This window comes from Aeromonas sp. ANP5 (assembly GCF_963870295.1).
In the GTDB taxonomy this organism is placed as follows: Bacteria; Pseudomonadota; Gammaproteobacteria; order Enterobacterales; family Aeromonadaceae; genus Aeromonas; species Aeromonas veronii.
In genome coordinates this window covers 33516-55195 of sequence record NZ_CAWMRY010000013.1, presented here as the reverse complement: position 1 = coordinate 55195, position 21680 = coordinate 33516, and the positions used below count along the sequence as shown (strand labels likewise).

Annotated in this window: 19 protein-coding genes; all 19 read left to right on the top strand. The window is 43.0% G+C overall.

The window, feature by feature from the left end; translation table 11 throughout:
• Nucleotides 1–411 carry a type II secretion system major pseudopilin GspG gene (gene gspG, locus AACT07_RS09600; protein WP_083249949.1) on the top strand — a complete coding sequence of 137 codons (411 nt, stop codon included), beginning with the start codon at nt 1–3 and terminating at the stop codon, nt 409–411.
• Entirely contained in the window at nt 411–806 is a 396-nt protein-coding gene (locus tag AACT07_RS09595; RefSeq protein WP_081394705.1) for a pilus assembly FimT family protein, read from the top strand. Before gspG ends, AACT07_RS09595 begins: the two co-directional genes overlap by 1 nt.
• Nucleotides 790–1188, top strand: a complete 399-nt coding sequence (locus AACT07_RS09590; RefSeq protein WP_083249948.1) for a PulJ/GspJ family protein — start codon at nt 790–792, stop codon at nt 1186–1188. Before AACT07_RS09595 ends, AACT07_RS09590 begins: the two co-directional genes overlap by 17 nt.
• Nucleotides 1178–1882: a PulJ/GspJ family protein gene (locus AACT07_RS09585; RefSeq protein ID WP_083249947.1), complete on the top strand. Its 705-nt coding sequence runs from the start codon at nt 1178–1180 to the stop codon at nt 1880–1882. The genes AACT07_RS09590 and AACT07_RS09585 overlap by 11 nt, the downstream gene beginning before the upstream one ends.
• Nucleotides 1879–2739, top strand: a complete 861-nt coding sequence (locus tag AACT07_RS09580; protein ID WP_139123785.1) for a general secretion pathway protein GspK — start codon at nt 1879–1881, stop codon at nt 2737–2739. The genes AACT07_RS09585 and AACT07_RS09580 overlap by 4 nt, the downstream gene beginning before the upstream one ends.
• Before the next feature lie 4 nt (nt 2740–2743).
• Nucleotides 2744–3868 (top strand): PilN domain-containing protein, encoded by a 1125-nt coding sequence (locus tag AACT07_RS09575; RefSeq protein ID WP_253182247.1) that lies wholly within the window; start codon nt 2744–2746, stop codon nt 3866–3868.
• Nucleotides 3858–4481, top strand: a complete 624-nt coding sequence (locus tag AACT07_RS09570; RefSeq protein WP_069527446.1) for a hypothetical protein — start codon at nt 3858–3860, stop codon at nt 4479–4481. Before AACT07_RS09575 ends, AACT07_RS09570 begins: the two co-directional genes overlap by 11 nt.
• A complete protein-coding gene (locus tag AACT07_RS09565) occupies nt 4481–4936 on the top strand; it encodes a hypothetical protein (RefSeq protein ID WP_069527445.1) in 456 nt (151 codons plus the stop codon). The genes AACT07_RS09570 and AACT07_RS09565 overlap by 1 nt, the downstream gene beginning before the upstream one ends.
• A gap of 42 nt (nt 4937–4978) precedes the next feature.
• Nucleotides 4979–7123, top strand: a complete 2145-nt coding sequence (locus AACT07_RS09560; protein WP_253182246.1) for a secretin N-terminal domain-containing protein — start codon at nt 4979–4981, stop codon at nt 7121–7123.
• 337 nt (nt 7124–7460) lie between these two features.
• On the top strand, nt 7461–8960 hold the full coding sequence (locus AACT07_RS09555; protein WP_069527442.1) for a VapA family S-layer protein: 1500 nt from the start codon (nt 7461–7463) through the stop codon (nt 8958–8960).
• Nucleotides 8961–9114: 154 nt separating this feature from the next.
• Entirely contained in the window at nt 9115–10431 is a 1317-nt protein-coding gene (locus AACT07_RS09550) for an ABC transporter ATP-binding protein (RefSeq protein ID WP_083249945.1), read from the top strand.
• A gap of 10 nt (nt 10432–10441) precedes the next feature.
• Nucleotides 10442–11182 (top strand): sulfotransferase family protein, encoded by a 741-nt coding sequence (locus AACT07_RS09545; RefSeq protein WP_083249944.1) that lies wholly within the window; start codon nt 10442–10444, stop codon nt 11180–11182.
• A gap of 67 nt (nt 11183–11249) precedes the next feature.
• On the top strand, nt 11250–14660 hold the full coding sequence (locus AACT07_RS09540) for a glycosyltransferase (RefSeq protein WP_253182245.1): 3411 nt from the start codon (nt 11250–11252) through the stop codon (nt 14658–14660).
• An 18-nt stretch (nt 14661–14678) separates the two neighbouring features.
• Complete coding sequence (gene wecB, locus AACT07_RS09535; RefSeq protein ID WP_069527435.1) at nt 14679–15785, top strand: non-hydrolyzing UDP-N-acetylglucosamine 2-epimerase; 1107 nt, start codon at nt 14679–14681, stop codon at nt 15783–15785.
• Nucleotides 15785–16846 carry a glycosyltransferase family 1 protein gene (locus tag AACT07_RS09530; protein ID WP_139123784.1) on the top strand — a complete coding sequence of 354 codons (1062 nt, stop codon included), beginning with the start codon at nt 15785–15787 and terminating at the stop codon, nt 16844–16846. The genes wecB and AACT07_RS09530 overlap by 1 nt, the downstream gene beginning before the upstream one ends.
• A 182-nt stretch (nt 16847–17028) precedes the next feature.
• On the top strand, nt 17029–17919 hold the full coding sequence (gene cysD, locus AACT07_RS09525; RefSeq protein WP_069527433.1) for a sulfate adenylyltransferase subunit CysD: 891 nt from the start codon (nt 17029–17031) through the stop codon (nt 17917–17919).
• A gap of 1 nt (nt 17920) precedes the next feature.
• A complete protein-coding gene (cysN, locus tag AACT07_RS09520) occupies nt 17921–19327 on the top strand; it encodes a sulfate adenylyltransferase subunit CysN (RefSeq protein ID WP_069527431.1) in 1407 nt (468 codons plus the stop codon).
• Complete coding sequence (locus tag AACT07_RS09515; protein ID WP_069527430.1) at nt 19324–21051, top strand: SLC13 family permease; 1728 nt, start codon at nt 19324–19326, stop codon at nt 21049–21051. Before cysN ends, AACT07_RS09515 begins: the two co-directional genes overlap by 4 nt.
• A 12-nt stretch (nt 21052–21063) precedes the next feature.
• Nucleotides 21064–21675, top strand: coding sequence for an adenylyl-sulfate kinase (gene cysC, locus AACT07_RS09510; RefSeq protein ID WP_069527429.1), 612 nt, complete (start codon nt 21064–21066; stop codon nt 21673–21675).
• Nucleotides 21676–21680: the final 5 nt, after the last annotated feature.

The following is a 21680-nucleotide window of genomic DNA, read 5'->3' as shown; positions in this document are numbered from 1 at the left end:
ATGAAGTTGAATAAAATGCGTGGATTTACACTCATCGAGTTATTAGTTGTGTTGGTGCTAATTTCATTGTTAGCCGGTTTAGTCGGACCTAGATTGTTTCAAAAAGTAGGGTCATCAAAGACCAAAGTAGCTGAAGCTCAGATAGAATTGCTTGTATCGGCACTAAATACTTATAGATTAGATAACAGCGATTACCCAACGACAGAGCAAGGTCTAGGCGCATTGACTCAAGCACCTGAAGGCATCGTTAGTTGGGATGGTCCTTATTTAGCAAAAGAGCTTCCAAATGATCCATGGGGTCGCCCATATCATTATGAGTTAAAAAACAATGGTGACTATGCATTATATACTCTTGGGAAGGATGATCGTAAAGGTGGTGAAGGTGAAAACAAGGATATAGGCAGATTCTAATGCATGTAAAAGGATTTACTATGATTGAGTTGTTAATCGTAGTTTCACTCTCTGCATTGTTAACTGCTGTGGTGGCCCCAAATTTATGGGGCCAATTCATCAGATATACTGAGAGAAATCATATAGAGGGATATTTGGCGGATATAAAAAAAGCCATATTGAAAAATAGAAAAAGTGGCCATTTCTTTATTTTTTCTTCAGAGCAAGAACAAACGAAAGTGATTTCAGAAAAGCATAAAATAGAAATCATTAGTGGCAATCCTGTTATCTTTCGACCTGACAGAGTTTGCTCGGGTGGTGAGATACTCTTAAAAACTGAGTCAAATAATACTTGGCGATTATCATTTACTAATCTGGATTGTCAATTAACTTTGTCATATGAAAAAAGCAAATAATGGTTTTACTTTGATTGAAGTGCTGATTGCATTAACTATTATGGCAACAGTAAGTGCTTTAGTCTTCAGATTTGTGGGTGAGAGTTCATTCAGAATATCGCGAGTTGACAAAGTACAAGAAAGAATTTCTTTTGAAGAAAATGTATTCAATTCACTGCAGGATATAAATCCACTGAAAGTGCAATCAGGGAGCGGGGAAATTGGTGATCAACATTATGAATGGAGTGCTGAACCAATCAGTGGTGTTTTCCCAATTCGCTCAGAAGACATCGCACAGCCTGGTTATGATTTACAGATGTATAAAATAACTGTTAACTACAGTCTTAATAAAGGTAGTAATCGAAAATTTTCATTCGAACTAATAGGTTGGCATGAAAAATAAAAAAACAAATGGTTTCACTCTGGTTGAACTGCTTGTTACCATAGTGATATTCTCGTTCTCATTATCTATTATCTTATCCGGTCTCGATCAAGGGCGTCTTGCTTGGTCTCGTTTGGAAAAAAAAGCTGAACTGAGTAGTTCATTGCAATCTCGATTTAACTGGTTGTCAATGATGTTTAATGATAGTAACGCTACATTGTTTCCACTTAATTATGGTGAGGCGGGCCCTTTCTTCAAAGGCAATGACCAAAGTCTTTATTTATTAACTGGCTCTCCGATCCTGGCGGGGCCTGGTAATTATGCAACAGCGACTCTCTGGTTTGCCAATAATGGGAGTAATTTCACTCTTAATTATGCAGAAAAAAGGAATGCGGACCCATTCTATGGAAATCAGTACTTTGATAGAGATAAGGAAAAAACAGTATTATTATATGATATTAAAAGTTATAATATCAGGTATCTCGCGCCCATCCGTGAACCAAGTGAGGGTGAGTCAATACCTCTAAACGAAGAAAAATATTATAGAAGTGAGCCCGCATGGCTCGATTTTTACGATAGTAATAAAGAGATGGCCATGCCACTACTTATCAATATTAGTATGGTCTTATCGAATGAAAAGAGGGTTAATTGGTTTTTCCCTGTTACCCGATATACATCAAGTAGTAATATAGATGATGAGGTCTTTAAAAAATGAAGCGTAGCATGGGCATGGTGTTGCCAATGACGCTTATTGTAATGACAATACTGATCAGCATTAGCCTGATGATAGTCATCCGCACCGATGCTTTATTAACTGAGCAAGCATATGAAAAAAGCCGTTGGGCTGCTCGATTAAAGATCAATGATGCGGAGCATAGATTATTTCTCTCTATGCTTGTGGGTGATCAGGAACCTGGAGGCTTTTCTCTAGGCAATGTATATATTCCAGTGGATGGTGAGGCTCTTCAATTAAGTAATGATGTTATTGTTAGAGTGCAAGACCAGGCTGGAATATTAAGTCTTCGATTTTATGATAGTGACAAGATGAGGAGGCTACTTAGCAGTTATCAAGTTAGCGATCCTGGAGGGATATCAGAACATATATATATGTGGCAAGATCGATACAGTGATTATGGAAGAGGAGCATTGTTGCGTTCACTTGATGAACTGATGCTTATAGAAGGTGTGTCACCGCAAGTTTATAATAGTGAGTACAAAGATGGTTTGAGGGACTATACTGCGCTTCTCGGTTCATCATGGGTTAACTATGCCTCCATTCCTGATGGCCTTTTGTCTCGTAATGTATATGATTTTAGTCCTGCTGAAATAAAGAAAATTAAGCAGTATAAGCGTGATCGACAATGGCGTCTATTGTCAGAATTTGTATCTAAAAATGGCTTAAGTAATGAAGGCCTTGAGTTAACACAAAGTTCAAGATATTATATATATTTCGAATATAATGGATATCGGTCTCGTGGAGAATACCAAATTAGAACTACTAGTAGGTTCCCGCCCAGGCGTAGTCTCTGGCTCTTTCCTGATAATGAGCGATTTGCCATAAAAAATGATTAATTACTTGAAAAATAAACTATCTTCACTTTTCTCTGTTACTGTTGTTGACGCCATGACGGTCAATAGCCCTGATATCTCTTTGAGCGGTGCCTATGTTCAAGGTAGACAATTTAACAAGGTGGTTGGCCTTATCCCACAACGTTCTTGTTTATTTAAATATCTGGAGTATGAAGTAAGCTTGGTAAGTCGTTCAGCAATAGAACAATGTGTGGTTAATGAGTTGGCTACCTTAGTTAAATGGCCTCAGTATGGATATTATTACCAAGTTTATCATCGCAATGATAAATGGCGGGTCGCATTGTGGTTTTGGAACAAAGATGAAGTTCACTTTCCTTGTCCAGTAACTCATATAGTTCCCTCTATCGCCTATCACTGCGGGATTTTTTCTATAAGGAAAAAACAAGGTCTTTTATGTTATCAGGAGCAAGATAGCCTTTACGGCTGTTTGGTTTCTCGCCAAGGAGAGATTCAAGAGTTTTACCCACTTGATAACCCGCTCTATGAGCGTTGGTTTCATGCTCTATTTGTACAAGACATTGATGTATTTGCCACGCATGATCATATAGAGTTTTCAGGAAAATTACTGGAGAGATATCAAATAAAGTCTCCAGCTCTTGGTGTATTATCAGCAGGTAAATGCGCTGGTTATTTTGATGTTGGTGCACCTTGGGATTATAAAAAGCAGTTGGTGGTCTTTTTTTGTGCCAGTTTGATTTTTATGGCATCTGATCTTGCTGTGTTGCAGATGAGGTCTAATACGCTTGATAATGATCTCGTTGATTTAAACAGTTCAACTAATGAACTTGTGAAAATCAGGGCTGATATTGTTGATAAAAGCACTATTCTTCGTCATCTTGCTGCAACCAAGAAGATGCAGCAAACTGTGGTGCAGCTTTTAGAAATGCTAAGAAGTAAGTTGCCCAGTGATGTACTCTTAACTGATTTTAGTTATGAGGAGGGGCGCGTGATCATTCAAGGTAGTGTTAAGGATAGCGTCCAATTACTCGACGTCTTGGGCGCACAGCCGATGGTTGCTCAAGTTCGGCTGCTCGGCGATGTTACTGTCCAGGGAGATGGGGCTCAAGTTTTCAAAGCAGAAATAATGTTGGTAACAATCAATGGACTTTAAACTTGACTTTAAGAATGTGAGCAAAGAATCACTCCTAAATGATTTGAATAGCCCATTAGTGCAGTGGGTGTCTCTGATTATTGTCAGTATAACTTTATACACTTTGATTTATGAGCCTTATTTAGACTATCGTACTCAGATGAGAGATAGCATGTTTGCTGATATGAAAAAAATTGAGCGTCTTGAACGAATAAAAAACAGCCGCGATAACATAGAACGCCAAAGTAAAACTATCAATGAGCAATATCATCAACTTCTTGGTGGCCTACTTGATAGTAAAAATTATAACCGCGGGGTCGCTGAGCAGGTCGGTCTTATTGAAATTGCATACAAAGAGAGTTCACTTGTATTTGGTAGCCGCCGTTTTCAAGAGCCAACTGTGCGACCATGGGTAGGTGAAAAGATAATTAGTCAGTGGTCATTCAGTGGTGGTTCACAAAACGTAGTTGATTTCATATACAACTTGTCCGCATCAAACAAAATGATAATACCTGAGAAAATAACCATTACTATAAAAAATGATCAGAAAGCGGAGATAACAACCTCATTAGTCTCATATCGTCAACTTCCGCCAAATGAACTTCGTTTTCAGAGCCGTGAAGGAAATAGGTAATGACCTCATGGATAAGTGTAAAATCAATAGTTTTTCTCTCAACCTTGACGATTATTAATGGGGGCTATAACTGGATGGTATTCACTCCATCTGATGCGGATAGTCCCATACATAATACAGCAATCGAAAGTGTTGTTCCTATAACCCCACCGGTAAAGAATATCGGTAATCCCTTTACTGTAACTCGTGAGAGAGTCCCTTCTTTTGTATCTGATGATACTGGAACTGATAATAAGAAAAATCAAGAGGTTGAGTTGCAACTAGTTGCGATTAGCATGCGTGGGCAAGAGCGTGTTGCAGTCTTTCAGGGAAAAACGCTGATAACGGTGAAAATCGGAGAGCAGTTAGCCGGTTTAGGTCAAGTCATAAGTATATTAAAGCGACAGGTTGAAGTAGAGAAAGATAGCAAGGTTAAAGTATTTGAAATTTTTCCCATTCCTGTACAGCCTCAATAAGGCTAACAATATTTTCAAAGAGGTCATATTATAATGAGCGCAATGGCTCGTCGTTTTTCTTTTACGCTTGTCTGTAGTGCAGTGCTAACCGGTTGTGTGGCTACACCTACAGTAGGTGTGCAACCTGTAATTGAAAGTCAAAACGGCAGTGTGGTACCCACGACTATTCTGGCAGAGAAAAAAATAAACAAACAGTTAGGTCCGGCACAAAATATCACGCAGAGTGTCCGCTCAGCTCCTCTTCTACGTTCACAGGATCGTAATTCTGTCGGTGCTACCAAGTTAGTTTTACCAACAGATACATTAAGTTTAAGTGCAGATAAAATGCCAATTAATAACTTTATTAACTTGGCGCTTGGCGAAGTGTTAGAGTTAAACTATATCGTCGATCAATCATTACAAAATAAAACAGAACCAGTGACTCTGAGGGTAACCAAGCCTGTCGATGCTCGCCGCCTGTTAGGTTTGGTTGAAGAAGTATTACAGGTCAATGGGGTTGCACTCGCACTGGAAGATGGTGTGGTGAAAGTTATTCCTGCTGAAAAAACGGCTAATGCTATTCCAACTATTGTATCTCGCACTGTTCAGCCTGCATTGCGTTATGGCAAAGTGGTCGAAATTGTCCCCATATTCTACCTCCCATTAGGTCAGGCGACAACCTTGGCCGAGCGAATGGTAAAAGAGAGCAATGGAACAGTATTAATGCAGAATAATCTGAATGCATTGATGGTCATTGCCAAGCAAGACGAGATAAATCAACTTCATAAGCTCCTTGCTGAAGTAGATATTCCTAATCGTGTTGCATCACATTTGTCTGTAGTACAACCTTCATTTCTCACACTCGAAGAACTTACAACAGACCTTATTAAGGCTCTCGACGCAGCGAGTGTTCCTGTCAGTTTAAATAAGGGGGTTAATGGTGTGGTCCTGGTGCCAATGTCTAATAATACCTTATTGATCACGGCAAGCACACAAGCTTGGCTAGATTATACGCGAGACTGGATACGTAGACTGGATAAACCTCGCCCAACTGGCGGCAGTGATGGGGTGTACGCATATTTTTTGAAAAATACAAAAGTTGCTGATACTTGGGCTGTTGTATCATCGATTTTCGGCAACGGTGATACTGCTATCTCGCAGAAGCAGTCGGGTGAAGATTTATTGGCTGCAGCGGAACAAGTTCGTGAGAGGCAGAATGATACGGGCACCGCAAGAGCCTCAGATCGCAGCTTGAGTAGTGAGCCGGGAAATCGCGGTGCTATGGCCCCGAAAAAATCGAATGCACAGACAATGAGTGTGATGACTGATCAGTATCGTGTCGTTGTGGATGCGAAGCGTAACGCGCTTATCTTTAGCGGTCGTTATAGTGATTATCAGCGATTGGTCGAACTGTTACAGTTTGTGGATCAGCGGCCACGTCAAGTGTTATTACAAGCAGTAATTGCAGAAGTTAAATTGACAAATGACAGTAGCTTGGGTTTTGAATGGAATATCAACAAAGGCGATGTGACTGGAGGTACTGCGGGATTAGTGCAGACTGGTAACTTGAATCTTACTGGTGTATTCGGTGATGTGACTGCCAAGTTTGCTGCGGCGTTGAGCGAGGGTAATGCGAAGGTTTTGTCAAGTCCTCGTTTGGTTGTGCTAGATCAAGAGACAGCTAGCATCAAGATCGGTGATCAAATTGTGGTTAAGACTGGTGAAATCTCTAACGGTAATTCGGGCTCGAGTGACCCACAAGTAACCACGAGTTATAAATATATTGATACGGGTTTGTCACTTGAGATAACCCCATCGATCAATGATGATGGCCTCATTGAAATGATGATTTCGCAGGAAATCAGTTCAGTTTCTGCGGGCGGTGGGGATACTCCACCCATTAACCGAAGAGCGGTTCAGAGTAAGCTTTTGGCTGATTCTGGCAAAACAGTCTATCTTGGTGGCTTGCTAAGCCAAAGCAATACTGATAATGAAGAGAAGGTCCCTCTCTTGGGCGATATTCCAGTACTAGGTAATTTGTTCAAATATCAAACGAAAAAGAGCGAAAAAACCGAACTGGTGTTGCTTGTAACACCTTTTGTCATTACGTCGAAAGAAGAGGCTGATTTTTATACAGATCAATTCCGTACGCTCAGTGGTTGGGATCCTATGCCCAAACGGTACCGATCAGCTGACGGGCAAGATTAATAAATATGTCAAATACAGCTATTTGGTATTGAAGTGTGATTGTTTTTTGTGCGGCTTTGGTGCCTTTTTGTACATGAGTGTCATGCAAGCTACAAAAGGCGATCTTTGTCACAGATTAGTAATTGACACACATGAGCCTATAGCTAAGAATATGCAGGCGCACTTCGGAGCGCAGTGAAACTGTTGTATCTCACAGGACACGGACTGCAACAGTTAACTTTGTTTTTGCGGGAAACTGTCGGTCTGTGCTCGGTGCTCACAGTGCATCGAAGGTTGATCAACGGATAGGCTCAGCCCTATTGAATAAATATCCAATAAGGATCCTTAAGGAAAACTTATGTTTAAGAAGACTCTGATTGCAGCGGCCATTATGGTTGGCGTTACCGCTCCGGCGTTTGCTGATGTCGTAATCACCCCGAACGACAACACTTTCGTCACCACTTCTCTGGCTTCTGTTACCAAGCAGCCGGTTCTGGATTTCTCTACAGCCCAGCAAAACCTGACGCTGAACTTCAGTGAGCTTGGTGATCTGAAAAACAACGGCTTTATTGTTGTTGAGATCCAAGGCGATGGTCAGTTCAATGATTCTGAAATCCGTCAGTGGTTGTCTAATGGTGCTGCTGCCGATCCGTTCCCTGGCTTGGAAGTAAGCCCGGATGGTGTTGCTGCCAACAGCAATACCGTTGCTGATATTCAGAAGTTCTTTAAGACCACTTCTGACGGTACCCAGCTGACTGTTGACCACACCATCGACAACAATGGCAAGCGTCTGCGTTTGGCTCTGGCCCCTGACGTTGAAACTACCGCTGTTGCGGGTGCTGAAGTCCTGCTGAAGCTGAACCTGGCTAACCAAGCATTCAAACTGGTTTCTGGCTCTCAAGGCACCGTAGCTCTGACTGCCGGTGCTCTGCTGAACGCCTCTTACACTGCTGATCCGGTAGCCACCAAGCCGCTGTTCAAACTGGGCAAGCTGTTCGAGCTGTCTCTGACTGATGCTGGCAAGGCTACTGCTCTGGTTTCTGAGGGCTTCCTGAAGCTGAACATCGGTGATGCCGATATTACTGCTACCGACTTCGCTCTGACCAACGTCACCACTAACCAAACCATTCAGCGTGATAAGGTTAACCTGACCCTTACCGGCGATGTAACCGCATTCAAGAAAGATGCAAACGGTAACATGCTGACCAAGGCTGGTGCCAACACTGGTTGGAAGGCTGCTGCTGACGGTCAGTCTGCTACTGCCGTTTTGGGTGCTGGCAACTTGGCCGGTGGTTTGACCGATGCTCTGAACAGCTTGGGCACCCTCTACGTTGCTACTGACAACGCTGTTCCGGTTCCGGCTGTAAATCTGAACGTTAAGGCTGAAATTCAGGGTGATAGCCAAGCTACCTATAACTACTTCAAGGATGAGCTGGCGAACCTGTTTATCATTACTCGTGACGGCATGAAGTTTGATACCATCACCACTGGTACTACTTCTTCCAACACCATTCATATCCGTGATGTATCCAAGATCCTGCCGGCTGAAGGCGGTAAGATCTTCGTGACTATCACTGAATATGCAGCTCACGATGCCAACGGCCGCGGTGAGGGTACTGTACTGGTTACTCGCAAGCCGCTGTCTGTAACTCTGCCGAGCGGCGGTGCTGTTACTCTGAAGCCTGCTGATGTCGCTGCTGATGTCGGTGCTGCTATCACTGCAGGCCGTCAGGCTCGCTTCCTGTTCGAAGTTGAGACCAACCAAGGTGAAGTTGCAGTGAAGAAATCCAACGCAGAAGGCGTGGATATCCAGAACGGCACCCGTGGTACCGGTTCTCTGGTCGATTTCACTCTGTAATCGATGCGATGATATTAAGGGCGCTTCGGCGCCCTTTTTTATATCAGATAATTCGCTCACTGACAGACTCTGCCGTTAGTGATGTAGCTAAGTCTTAAATCTAGTTCCATTTACTGATATCATATCCACTTTGTTCGCAACCTTCTGATGCTCCATGTCTCAGCCCGTTCTTGCCGTTACAGGCGTTAATAAATCTTTCCCCATCTACCAAAGTTCATGGCAGGCCCTTTGGCATGCGCTAAATCCTAAGGCTGATGTCAAGCTATTTCATGCTTTGCGTGATATCAGCCTAGTTTTGAATCCTGGCGAAACGTTGGGGATTGTCGGCCACAATGGCGCTGGCAAGTCGACTTTGTTACAGCTTATTACCGGAGTAATGCAACCCGATAGTGGTCAAATAAGTTGTAAGGGACGTGTTGCTGGTCTGCTCGAGCTGGGGTCGGGTTTTAATCCCGAGTTCACGGGGCGTGAAAACGTTTTTTTTAATGGCGCGATCCTCGGTCTGTCGCATCAGGAGATGAATGAGCGTTTGCCGCAGATTTTGGCGTTTGCGGCCATCGGCGATTTTATTGATCAGCCAGTAAAAACCTATTCGTCCGGTATGATGGTTCGCTTGGCATTTTCGGTCATCATCAATACCGATCCTGATGTTCTGATCATTGATGAGGCGCTCGCCGTCGGGGATGATGCATTCCAACGCAAGTGTTATGCTCGTTTGAAGCAGCTCCAAGCCCAGGGCGTAACCATCTTGTTGGTATCTCATGCGGCAGGCAGTGTTGTTGAGCTCTGTGATCGCGCACTATTGCTCGATCGCGGTGAAGTGCTATTAGAAGGTGAGCCAAAGAGCGTTATTCATAATTATCACAAGTTGTTGCACATGGAAGGTGATGAGCGAGAACGATTTCGTCAGCACCTGCATGAGACGGGCCTGGGTAACAGTTACGTCAGTCCTGCAGCGGATATCGAATCACCCGTCGCTACGGCTTCTGGCGGATTTTTTGCTGACATGTCCCCGCAATCCACAGTATGGTATGAGCCTAATGGTGCCTTGATTACCCAGGTTCGGCTAGAGAATAGCGCCGGTGAAAGAGTGAATATTCTCGATTCTGGACAGCGCTATCGATATCGCTTCAATGTATATTTTGAGCATGAAGCTTTTGAAGTGGGTTTTGGTATGCTTATTAAAACCTTGTCGGGAATTGAGTTAGGAGGCGGTACTTCCACACGTAACCATGAGCACCGATTGGCTTACGTTGCCGCAGGAAGTCGTTTGACAGTCACATTTGATTTTGAATGTGCGTTACGAAATGGAACCTATTTTTTGAACAGTGGCTGTTCAGCGTTGGTTAATGGTGAACGTACATTTCTTCATCGTGGTGTTGATGTCGCCATGTTCCAAGTGATTTGTGAGAGTGTCGATTCAACAGGGATGGTTGATTTTTCTCCACGCATCAGCTTACAGCATTCGTGAGTATCGAGTAATGAACAAGATTAATCTTTTTATTATAGGTACACAAAAAGGTGGTACAACTGCTCTGGCCGAGTTCTTATCGCAGCACTCTGATATCTATGTTACTGATGGCAAAGAGGCCCATGTTTTTGATGATCCATCCCTAAGCCGTTGTAACGATAGTATTGATCTAGCCTATAGGCATCTTCTCAGTAAATATAACAACGAAAGCGTGATATGTGATGCCACTCCTATTTATATGTATTTCGGTGATATTCCCAAAAAACTTTATGAATATAATCCCTCCGCCCGTTTGATTGTTATTCTGAGGGAGCCTTCTGAGCGGGCATTCTCACAATATCAAATGGAACGTCGGCGTGGTGATGAACCGCTCTCATATCCGAAAGCGCTTCTTGCTGAAGGCAAAAGGCTACGTGAAGATAGCAATCCATATCAACATGGCTCGTCTCATAGATTGCACTCATATCGTTCACGTGGTCATTATTGTAGGCAATTGGATAATGTCTTTTCTGTGTTCAGTCGAGCGCAAGTATTACTGCTGACGAACGATGAACTACGTTATCATCATGATGTTACGATAAATAAAATCACTCGATTTCTTGATGTTAATAATGAACCAGTCGTTTCTTCAACTGTATTTAGTGGTGAGTACAAAGCCACATTAAAAGAGAGTATAACCAGCAAGGTGCTGAGATTATATTTTTTTCCTGAGCGAGTCAGGTTGTGGCGTCGGTACGGTGTCAGGTTGTAAGAATATTCACAGCCCCTATTATGCTGATTAACTCACCAAATAATCAAATTACGGAATTCTCATCTAGATGAAAAAAAACAAGCTTTGGGTTGTCTTGGGCATGCACCGTAGCGGCACCAGTGCCATGAGTCGAGCTTTATCGGTGCTGGGCGCGCATCATGGGCATCATGTGACTGCTGTCGCCCAAGATAATCCTACAGGTTTTTGGGAAGACGCTGAAGTAGTCGCTTTTAACGATGGCTTACTTGCATCATTAGGCCTTGGTTGGTTTGACCTGACACCTTTACCCCAAGGGGTGCTTGAATTGCCGCTTTGGCGTAAAAAGCGAGAGCAGGCTAAGGCTCTAATGCAAGAGCGGTTTTTATCGTGTACTACCTTTGCTCTTAAAGACCCCCGCTTGTGTCGCTTACTTCCATTCTGGCAGGCTGTCTGGAATGAGCTTGAGTTAGACGTGCGTTATGTCTTTTGTGTTCGTGACCCTGCAGGCGTCGCGCAGTCGCTGGCTAAGCGAAACCTGTTCGCTGCTGGATATTCATCAGCGCTCTGGTTACGTTATATTCTTGATGCTTTACAGGCTATTTCTAAAAATGAAGTTGCATTGGTCGTTGATTATAACGATTTATTGCGTAATTCTAAGCGTCAACTTGAGCGCATGGCTCAGCATTTTGGAAGTCAATGCGATGATCTGGAACTTGAGCATTTCTCAAACTATTTTTTAGATATCTCGCTTGATCATGGTGTGCTTACTGGTGATAGCCCATTATGTGAGTTGGCATCCTCTTTATATCAAGATATTAAGTCCATTGATGTCATCAGCAGTGTTGAAGTGGGACGGCTCGAATATTATTCACAGTCGTTGCTGAAATTCACCATTGCCATGAGAGAAGATGCACGCTATGCAGATGGATTGCATAATAGCCTTACGTGGCAACATATCCAGCATCGCCATGATCAAGATATATTTGATCTTAACAGTCAGATTCCCAGGGTTGATTCAGAAATCAATGAAATACGTAAAGTAACTCATGGTGAGATTGTCCGACTTGATGCTAATATCAACGAAGCAAATAAGGTCGCTCATGGTGAAATAGCCCGGCTCGATGGTCTTGTTGATGGTCTCCTGCATTCGGATTCAGTTCACAGCACATGGATAAACCAATTATCTTCTCATCTCACCAATATCAATGATAGTTTTGCGAATAAAATTGCTGATCTCGAAGAAAATTTTGCTGCGCAGCGATCTGAGTTGAATGAAATTTCATCGAGTCAGTTGAGGTTAATCGAAAGGCTGAAGGAGCAAAACAATGTTTTAAACGATCGGATACATCAACAATCTGATCAGATTAATCGTCTCCTGTCCGCGGTCTACTGGAAGCGTCGAGTGATAAAAAGGATGCTGGCTTCTGGTTACCATCGAAGCAGGCCATTAGTACGTAATTTGCGGCCATGGATACCTACACAACTTGCAAACACAATCAAGTCATTCATTGACCGCAGAGTGTTGTCCTCATCGACATATTCGCTGATTCAAAGTACCTATCCGGTATTCTCAGAAGTAACCCATTCTGAAGAGCAACACCTTGACGAGAATATTCAAAAAGCGTTGAACTGTGCAGGTAGTCAATTTGACGTTATTGTATTCCCTGTGATCGATTGGGCGTTTCGAGTTCAGCGGCCCCAACATCTCGCGAGAGAGCTTGGCGCGGCAGGTCATCGTGTTTTTTATTTAACCACCACATTCTTTCCTTCGAAGAAAGCGGGTTTTGTTTTGCTAGATAACCCGGCGCCAAATGTATTCGTTTGTCAGCTGAACCTATCTGGAGTTCATCCCGTGATTTATCAGACCTTACCAAAAGGTAAGGTATTGAATCAGTTACGTATGTCACTTGATGGAATGCGATCCACGCTAAATATTAAAAACTCTGTCTCAATCATAGATTTGCCATTTTGGCATAAAGTCGCAGATGCAATACCCGCGAATCAGATTGTTTATGATTGTATGGACTATCATCCCGGCTTCTCGACAAACAGCGATCAGATGCATCAACAAGAACAACAGTTGCTACAAGATGCAGATCTTGTTATCACAACATCATCTCGTTTATCGGACTTCATTTCTGAGGTCAGAGAAAATAGTGTTATTCGTAATGCAGCTGAAGTGGCGTTTTTCAGTACTAAATCTAATGTCAAGCTTTATTCTTCTTCAAAAAAAGTAGTCGGATATTATGGCGCTATTTCCGATTGGTTTGATATGGATTTAGTGATTAAGAGCGCTCAGGCGTATCCTGAATGGGATTTTGTATTAGTAGGAAGTACATTTGGTTGTGATATTTCTGTGGCAGAAAAGGAGCCAAACATTCATTTCACAGGGGAAGTCCCTTATGCTGACCTTCCTGGGTATCTGAGTGCTTTTGACGTATGCACTATACCTTTCAAACTGGTTGAGTTGACGCTCTGTACTAATCCTGTGAAAGTCTATGAATACCTTGCGGCGGGTAAACCTGTTGTCGCTACTGCCATGCCTGAAGTTCTTATGATTGATGATATGGTACATGTTGGTCATAGTAGCAGCGAATATATAAAGCAGTTAGCTGTAGCTATGAGCGAGGCTGAGAACGAAGAATTAGCATCTTGTCGTTCTAATTGGGCAATGCAGCATGATTGGAAAAGCAGGGCTGAGTTACTAACTGCTGAAATTGTGAACTGTCAACCTAAAGTTAGTATCATTGTGTTGACATACAATAATCTTGACCTGACCAAGGCTTGTTTACACAGCATTGAGAAGCATAGCCATTATTCTAATATTGAGCTTATTCTTGTTGATAATGCTTCTAGCGATGGTACTCCTGAGTTCTTAATCTCCTATGCAGAGGGAAAAGAACACGTTGTTTTATGTCTAAATGATACCAATCTCGGTTTCTCTGCTGGTAATAACGTTGGTCTTAAAGCGGCTACAGGTGAATACATTGTTATATTGAACAATGACACTTATGTCACAGAAGGCTGGATACATGGTTTAGTGAGAGGACTCCGCCGTAATCCATCATTGGGTTTAGTTGGTCCCGTCACGAATAACATAGGTAATGAAGCAAAAATAAATATAAATTATAGCAACATGGAACAAATGGCTATCGCTGCAAGAGAGTATACGAGAACGCATGCTGGTGAAGTCTATCCAGTCAGAGCAGCAGCATTTTTCTGTGTAATGTTTAGCCGCATAGTGTATGAGAAAGTTGGCCCAATGGAGGAGAGATTTGGTGTCGGCTTTTTTGAGGACGATGATTACTGTAACCGAGTTCGTGAAGCTGGTTATGACGTGGCGGTTATTGAAGATGTATTTGTACATCATCATCTTTCTGCAAGTTTTAATAAACTTAAAGCAGAAAAGAAACAAGAGCTATTTGATAGAAATAAAAAGATATATGAAGATAAATGGGGCAATTGGATACCACATAAATACCGTGATGGTGTTAAATAGTTTGAGGGGTTTTCGTTAATGAAACATATCATGTGTGTGATCGGCACTCGTCCGGAGGCGGTAAAAATGGCTCCGGTAGTGAAGGCTTTTGAGCGTTCAGAGGACTTTAAGGTGAGTGTTTTGGCTACGGCACAACATCGTGATCTGCTTGATCAGGCTTTTGCTTTGTTCGATATCAAGGCTGATTATGACTTGAATGTCATGACTCCCGGACAAACTCTCCCTCAATTAACTGCGCGATTGATGACCAGTATTGATGAAACCCTGGCTGAGGCGTGCCCTGATTTGGTCATTGCTCAGGGTGATACAACAACGGTCTTTGTAACTGCACTCGCTTGTTTTTATAGAAGAATTCCGTTTGCACATCTTGAGGCAGGGTTGAGAACAAATGACTTATATTCACCTTTCCCTGAAGAAGCAAATCGTGTTTTAGCAGGTAATTTGGCTACTCTTCATTTTGCTCCTACTGAAGTGTCTAAGGGAAATCTACTTCGTGAAAATATTAATCCTGACTCTATTTTTGTTACCGGTAATACAGTTATAGATGCACTGTTAGAAACGGCAAAATGCGAATTTGATATAGGAGTTAACCTTCCAGCGGATAAACGAGTTGTTTTAGTGACATCACATCGCCGCGAAAATTTTGGCCAGCCAATGATTAATATTTGTAAAGCAATATTGAAGTTGGTTGATACTCATCCTGACATCATTGTTTTATTTCCTGTGCATCCTAATCCTAATGTTCGGTTGGTAACCAATGAATATTTGGCTCAACATGAACGCATAAGACTGGTTTCACCTTTTGAGTATGGTCCTTTTGTAAATATAATGAAAAAGGCATATCTTATTCTCACTGACTCAGGTGGCGTGCAAGAAGAGGCTCCAGCATTGGGTAAACCAGTTTTAGTGCTGCGTAGAGATACTGAACGGCCTGAAGCTGTTACAGACGGTGTTGTCAAACTAGTTGGCACAGAAGAAGATAATATATTCAATGAAGCCAATATACTTCTGCAGGACAATATGGCCTATAGCCTTATGGCTAAAGGAGCTTCTCCCTACGGTGATGGCCATGCCAGCGAACGTATTGTCGCGATAGTTCGTAATTTCTTTGGTAGACCCTCCTGATGAAGTTGGTTTATCTATCACCAGTGCCCTGGCTGAGTATCAGCCAGCGGCCTCATTTCTTTGTCCGTGAAGCACTAAAGCAAGGTATTAAAGAGGTTTTATGGATTGACCCTTACCCTGGTCGTTTGCCAAGTTTTCAGGATTTTATCCCTGGTCGCCACGCTCCTGAACCTCATGGGATGCCGGAACTTGCTGGATTGACAGTCATCAAGGTGAATGGGGTTATTCCGGTTGAGCCACTAGGGTTGGTCTTCGATCTGTGTAATAGAGCTAAGGTTGACACGCTCATCGATATTGTGAATAGATTTATCTGTGATCAAGAAGCCATGCTGATCATCGCTAAACCGAGCCGATTAGCTGTCAAATTGTTGAACGCCTTCTGCTGGAATAAAACATGGTATGATGTAATGGACAACTATCCATCTTTTTATTCGGCGCTTTCTAAATACAGCATGTATAGCTTGGAGAATTTCATTGCAAATAGAGTAGATAAAATAACCTGTTCAAGCCACCCATTATTAATGAAGTTTTCTTCATATAAGAATGTGTCAGTAGTTAGAAATGCGACAGCTGAATATATATGCTCATGTGATAACACACTCAAAAATAAAAAAGACTATGTATATGTTGGTACGATAGCATCTTGGTTCGACTGGCGATGGTTAATAAAATTGGCCAATGATAATAAGGACAAGCAGATAGATCTATATGGTCCAATAAAAACTATATTACCACCACTACCAGAGAATGTTCATATATTGCCAGCCATAGCTCATGGTGAGGTTTGTAATATTTTATCTCAATACACTACCGGACTGATTCCATTTAAAAATAATGAAGTCACAAGATTCGTTGACCCTGTCAAGTTTTATGAGTACAGCGCTGCTGGATTAGCTATTTTGTCGACAGATTTTGGTGAGATGAATTGGCATTATGAATCCTATTTAAAAAATTTGATTTCATGTTATAAAGATGAGCGGGGAACTATATTTTTCCCTGCAATAGTTCCACATGCAGATAATTATTGGCCTGCTCGTTTTAATTCATTGTTTGTGAATTGAGAGCATTTTTTGCTTGTCGGTTTTGTTAAGTCTAAAATTTAGTTTTTAGATTTTTCATTGGTTGATTGACTAAAGCCAGGTAGCTCTGCACCATCATTTTTTGATGGCGATATAGTGCTTTTACGAAAACACAAAATTTGTTTATATCTTAAATAACTCCTTGCAGAGGGGGGGGTAACTTAATGAATCACTTATTACAGTTGGAAGCAGAAGCTATTACTATCTTCAGAGAAGTAGTTGCTCAGTTTGATAACCCAGTGATGCTTTACTCCATTGGTAAAGATTCTTCTGTGTTATTGCATTTGGCTCGTAAAGCATTTTACCCGAGCAAGCTCCCTTTCTCTCTATTACATGTGGATACAGGCTGGAAATTTCGTGAGATGATCGAGTTTCGAGACCGTATGGCAGTCGAACATGGTTTTAAGTTATTGGTTCACACGAATGAAGAGGGAAGCACACAGGGGATTAACCCTTTTGACCATGGTTCTTCTTATACAGATATCATGAAGACAGAGGCACTTAAGCAGGCGTTGAATAAGTACCGGTTTGATGCAGCTTTCGGAGGGGCACGGCGAGATGAAGAAAAAAGTCGTGCCAAAGAACGAGTGTTTTCATTTCGTGATGACCAGCATCGTTGGGATCCAAAGAATCAACGACCGGAATTATGGGATATCTATAATACACGTATTAAACTTGGTGAAAGTATCCGTGTGTTTCCCTTATCTAATTGGACAGAGCAAGATATTTGGCAGTATATCTATCGCGAGAAGATTGAGATAGTACCCCTCTATTTTGCGGCCCCCCGCCCGGTTGTGGAGCGAGGAGGAACCCTTATCATGGTGGATGACGACAGAATGCGCCTTCTCCCTGGGGAAACGCCGCAGATGAAAACGGTGCGTTTTCGCACTCTGGGTTGCTACCCACTGACAGGTGCATTTGAGTCAAATGCAGACACGCTACCCGCTATTATCGCTGAGATGCTTCAGGCGAGAACATCAGAGCGGCAAGGGCGTCTCATCGATTCGGATCAGTCTGCTTCGATGGAAAAGAAGAAGATGGAGGGGTATTTCTAGAATGGCTAAAGAATTCATGATCAGCGATTTTGATGCGTATTTGACATCGAATGAGCAGAAGTCGCAGTTACGCTTTCTGACTTGCGGTAGTGTGGATGATGGTAAGAGCAGCCTGATAGGCAGATTGTTGCACGACTCAAAGTTGATTTACGATGATCAGCTTGCGGCCCTACAACGAGATTCTCGTAAGTTCAATACCACAGACCAAGAAGTTGATCTGGCTCTGTTAGTCGATGGGCTTCAGGCCGAACGCGAGCAGGGAATAACGATTGATGTGGCTTATCGCTATTTCTCTACCGACAAGCGCAAGTTTATCATCGCCGATACTCCGGGCCATGAACAATATACGCGTAATATGGCTACTGGTGCCTCACACTGTGAATTGGCCATCATACTCATTGATGCCAGGTCGGGTGTCAAGCCCCAGACTCGACGCCATAGCTATATCTGTTCGTTGCTCGGAATCAAACATATTATTGTTGCTGTCAATAAAATGGATTTGGTTGAGTATAAGCAGGAATGCTTTGAGAAAATATGCTATGACTTCATGACCTTCACCAAAGATCTCAACTTTGTAGAGCCTCAGTTTATCCCTCTATCTGCATTGCGTGGTGACAACGTGGTAGAAAGAAGCTTGGTGATGCCCTGGTATCAGGGCGAAACCTTGCTGACTTTTTTGGAGACCGTTGAGGTGAATCCGCCAGTGAATGGCGCTTTGCGTTTCCCGGTGCAATACGTGAATCGCCCCGATGGAGAATTCAGAGGTTATTGTGGCACCGTTGCTCGTGGCGTTGTTCGAGTAGGGGATTCGGTTCGCGTTTGGCCATCAGGAAAAGAGAGCAAGGTCGAACGTATAGTGACTTTTGATGGAGACCTTCCTTCTGCTGAAACGGGGCAGGCCATAACCTTGACACTCAATGACGACATAGATATCAGTCGTGGTGATGTCATCGTGCCCAGTGATGAAAAATGGAAGAATGTGTCTCATGTGAATTGCATGCTCGTATGGTTACATGAACAGCCATTACAACCCCATCAACAGTATGAGATTAGAATCGGGACTCGGGTCTTAACAGGTTCTGTCGAAGCAATTGACTATCGAATTGATGTTAATGACTTTTCACATCATGCAGCGGCTCACCTTCGGCTGAATGAAATTGCACAGTGTAAGGTAAAATTTACTCAGTCTATAACTGTCGATCTTTACCAAGAAAGCCATAAAACGGGTTCATTTATCGTCGTCGACAGGATATCGAACGCCACATTAGGCGCAGGTATGATCAGTGAAATCCCGTCTGAAGAATGTCGGCAAGACTCCAAATTCAGTGAGTTTGAGTTGGAGTTAAATGCGCTGATCAGGAAACACTTCCCTCACTGGGATGCAAAAGATATCCGTGAGCTACTATGACATCTGAAGCATTATGGGTTTTGCTCATCTTCCTCATTACCCTGGCTGCATTGGCTTATTGGCATCATAGAGCGGAAAAGATCTTTGGCTGTGCTTTACTCGTGCTTTATATTTCCGGTGCGATTAGCAGTGATGACTTGATTGCCAGTGCAGCAAATCAAGGTCTTGTGACGCTGGTGCTGCTGCTCTGTACCGCGTTTGTACTTGAGCGGACTTTTTTGCTACAGCGTATCACCAGCTGGATGTTGGCCAGAGGTTTTACCGGAAGTTGGTGGCGCGTGATGCTATCTGCTCTGATGAGTTCAGCCTTTCTTAATAATACAGCAATCGTGTCTATTTTGTTGGGCCCCTTACGAGCGTCCCAACAGCACCCGGGTCGTCGTCTTATCTTGCCGATGACTTACGTGGTTTCAATGGGAGGCATGCTGACATTAGTTGGTACTTCAACCAACTTAATTGTTAATACTATGATACTGGATGCAGGGTTAGAGGGATTACATCTGATGGATTTTTTCCCGGTTGGAGTGATCGCCGCTGCGTTAGGCCTAGCATGGCTATGGATTGCACGTAATCTATTGCCTAATGATAAACTCGATAATGATGCCTTAATGCCCTATCTGTTAGAGGCAAGAGTTTCGGATAAATCCTCAATGATAGGCAAAACTGTGGTACAGGCGGGGTTACGGCATCTTCAACGGCTGTTTCTCGTTGAGATTATCAGAAGGGGCAGTTCTTTGCGACCCGTTGCTCCTGGAGATAGATTAGAGGCCGGTGATACCTTGTTATTTTCAGGTGATCCAACAGCCGTTGGCCTTCTCTCACGGTTTTCGGGGCTTGAGAACTACGCTGAGCGTCACGGTATACAGGGTGATGAGTTAACAGAAGTCCTTGTCTTACCTGACTCACAACTATCTGGGTGTAAGCTTAAAGACACTGATTTTAGGGCTAAATTTGATGCCGCCGTTGTTGCTATGAGACGTAATGGAGAAATCCTGTCTGGCTCATTGGGTGAAAAGACGCTGCAAGGTGGTGATTTTCTTGTATTAGCGACGGGTCTTGATTTCTCCAATCGAAATAATTTGGCCAAAAACTTTCTTATTATTCGTGGCGCTAAACCAACCTGCGCATTCAGGCCATTAACTGAATGGCTAATGATAGGTGGTTTTGTATTGGCTATCACACTCTCTGCGTTAGGTTGGGTGTCTCTTCTCAAGGCGATGATCTGTTATTTTGGATTATTGTTATCGACTGGAGTATTAACACTTAATGAGCTGCGCCGGCGATTCCCATTTGGCCTTTGGCTGATCGTTATGGCGGCACTAGCCCTGGCGAAGGCAATGGAGGGAAGTGGCTTGATGGGCTACGTATCGAGCCTGGTTAAGGTTGTACTGCAAGATGTGTCACCCTATGTTGCCCTTATTGGTGTATTGTTTGTTACTTGGTGCGTGACCGAGTTGGTCACCAACAACGCTACAGCCGCAATGATGACGCCGGTTGCCATCGCTGTTGCACAAGGACTGGATGTTTCTCCATTGCCTTTTGTTATGGTGGTCGCTTATGCATCCAGCTGTAGTTTTATTAATCCATATGCTTACCAGACTAATCTGATGGCATTTCGCGCTGGTGAATACGGGCTTGGTGATTATATTAGAGTTGGCTTACCACTATCGATATTGTATTTGGTCACGATAGTATGTCTTGTTCCTCTCATCTTCCCATTTTAGGCAGGGTTTTCTATGAGTAATGATATTACCTGGCATAATCATAAGATAACGGCAGCTCAGCGTGCAGCGCAAAAGCATCAGCGGCCAGCGGTACTTTGGTACACAGGGTTGAGCGGTTCGGGAAAATCGACGATTGCTAACTTGGTAGATGAAAAGTTGTATAAGATGGGCTATCACAGTTTTTTACTGGATGGTGATAATGTTCGCCATGGCCTCAATGGAGATCTTGGCTTCAGTGATGCTGACCGGGTAGAAAATATTCGGCGTGTTATTGAGGTCGCATTATTGATGTCGGATGCAGGTTTACTTGTGCAAACCGCCTTTATATCTCCTTTTGCAGAGGATCGTACTTTAGCAAAAGCCCGCTTGAGCGAGCGAATGATCGAGATTTACATCGATGCATCGTTGTCCGCGTGTGAGGCTCGTGATCCAAAGGGGTTATATCGCAAGGCAAGGGATGGGGTCATTAAAAATTTCACCGGTATAGATTCCGACTATGATGTCCCTAATAACCCCGACATCATTGTTAATACTGTCAGTCTGAGTGCAGATGCCTGTGCTCAAGAGATCGTCAGGTTTCTGGTGAACAAGGGATGGATCGGAACCGGTCCTGCTGGTGCATGAGTAAG

Coding starts and splice junctions, on each gene's coding strand:
- AACT07_RS09515 (WP_069527430.1), top strand. CDS start 19,324: ATGACATCTGAAGCATTATGGGTTTTGCTCATCTTCCTCATTACCCTG.
- AACT07_RS09565 (WP_069527445.1), top strand. CDS start 4,481: ATGACCTCATGGATAAGTGTAAAATCAATAGTTTTTCTCTCAACCTTG.
- AACT07_RS09585 (WP_083249947.1), top strand. CDS start 1,178: ATGAAAAATAAAAAAACAAATGGTTTCACTCTGGTTGAACTGCTTGTT.
- AACT07_RS09550 (WP_083249945.1), top strand. CDS start 9,115: ATGTCTCAGCCCGTTCTTGCCGTTACAGGCGTTAATAAATCTTTCCCC.
- cysD (WP_069527433.1), top strand. CDS start 17,029: ATGAATCACTTATTACAGTTGGAAGCAGAAGCTATTACTATCTTCAGA.
- cysC (WP_069527429.1), top strand. CDS start 21,064: ATGAGTAATGATATTACCTGGCATAATCATAAGATAACGGCAGCTCAG.
- cysN (WP_069527431.1), top strand. CDS start 17,921: ATGGCTAAAGAATTCATGATCAGCGATTTTGATGCGTATTTGACATCG.
- AACT07_RS09590 (WP_083249948.1), top strand. CDS start 790: ATGAAAAAAGCAAATAATGGTTTTACTTTGATTGAAGTGCTGATTGCA.
- AACT07_RS09555 (WP_069527442.1), top strand. CDS start 7,461: ATGTTTAAGAAGACTCTGATTGCAGCGGCCATTATGGTTGGCGTTACC.
- AACT07_RS09570 (WP_069527446.1), top strand. CDS start 3,858: ATGGACTTTAAACTTGACTTTAAGAATGTGAGCAAAGAATCACTCCTA.
- AACT07_RS09530 (WP_139123784.1), top strand. CDS start 15,785: ATGAAGTTGGTTTATCTATCACCAGTGCCCTGGCTGAGTATCAGCCAG.
- AACT07_RS09560 (WP_253182246.1), top strand. CDS start 4,979: ATGGCTCGTCGTTTTTCTTTTACGCTTGTCTGTAGTGCAGTGCTAACC.
- AACT07_RS09540 (WP_253182245.1), top strand. CDS start 11,250: ATGAAAAAAAACAAGCTTTGGGTTGTCTTGGGCATGCACCGTAGCGGC.
- gspG (WP_083249949.1), top strand. CDS start 1: ATGAAGTTGAATAAAATGCGTGGATTTACACTCATCGAGTTATTAGTT.
- AACT07_RS09545 (WP_083249944.1), top strand. CDS start 10,442: ATGAACAAGATTAATCTTTTTATTATAGGTACACAAAAAGGTGGTACA.
- AACT07_RS09580 (WP_139123785.1), top strand. CDS start 1,879: ATGAAGCGTAGCATGGGCATGGTGTTGCCAATGACGCTTATTGTAATG.
- AACT07_RS09595 (WP_081394705.1), top strand. CDS start 411: ATGCATGTAAAAGGATTTACTATGATTGAGTTGTTAATCGTAGTTTCA.
- wecB (WP_069527435.1), top strand. CDS start 14,679: ATGAAACATATCATGTGTGTGATCGGCACTCGTCCGGAGGCGGTAAAA.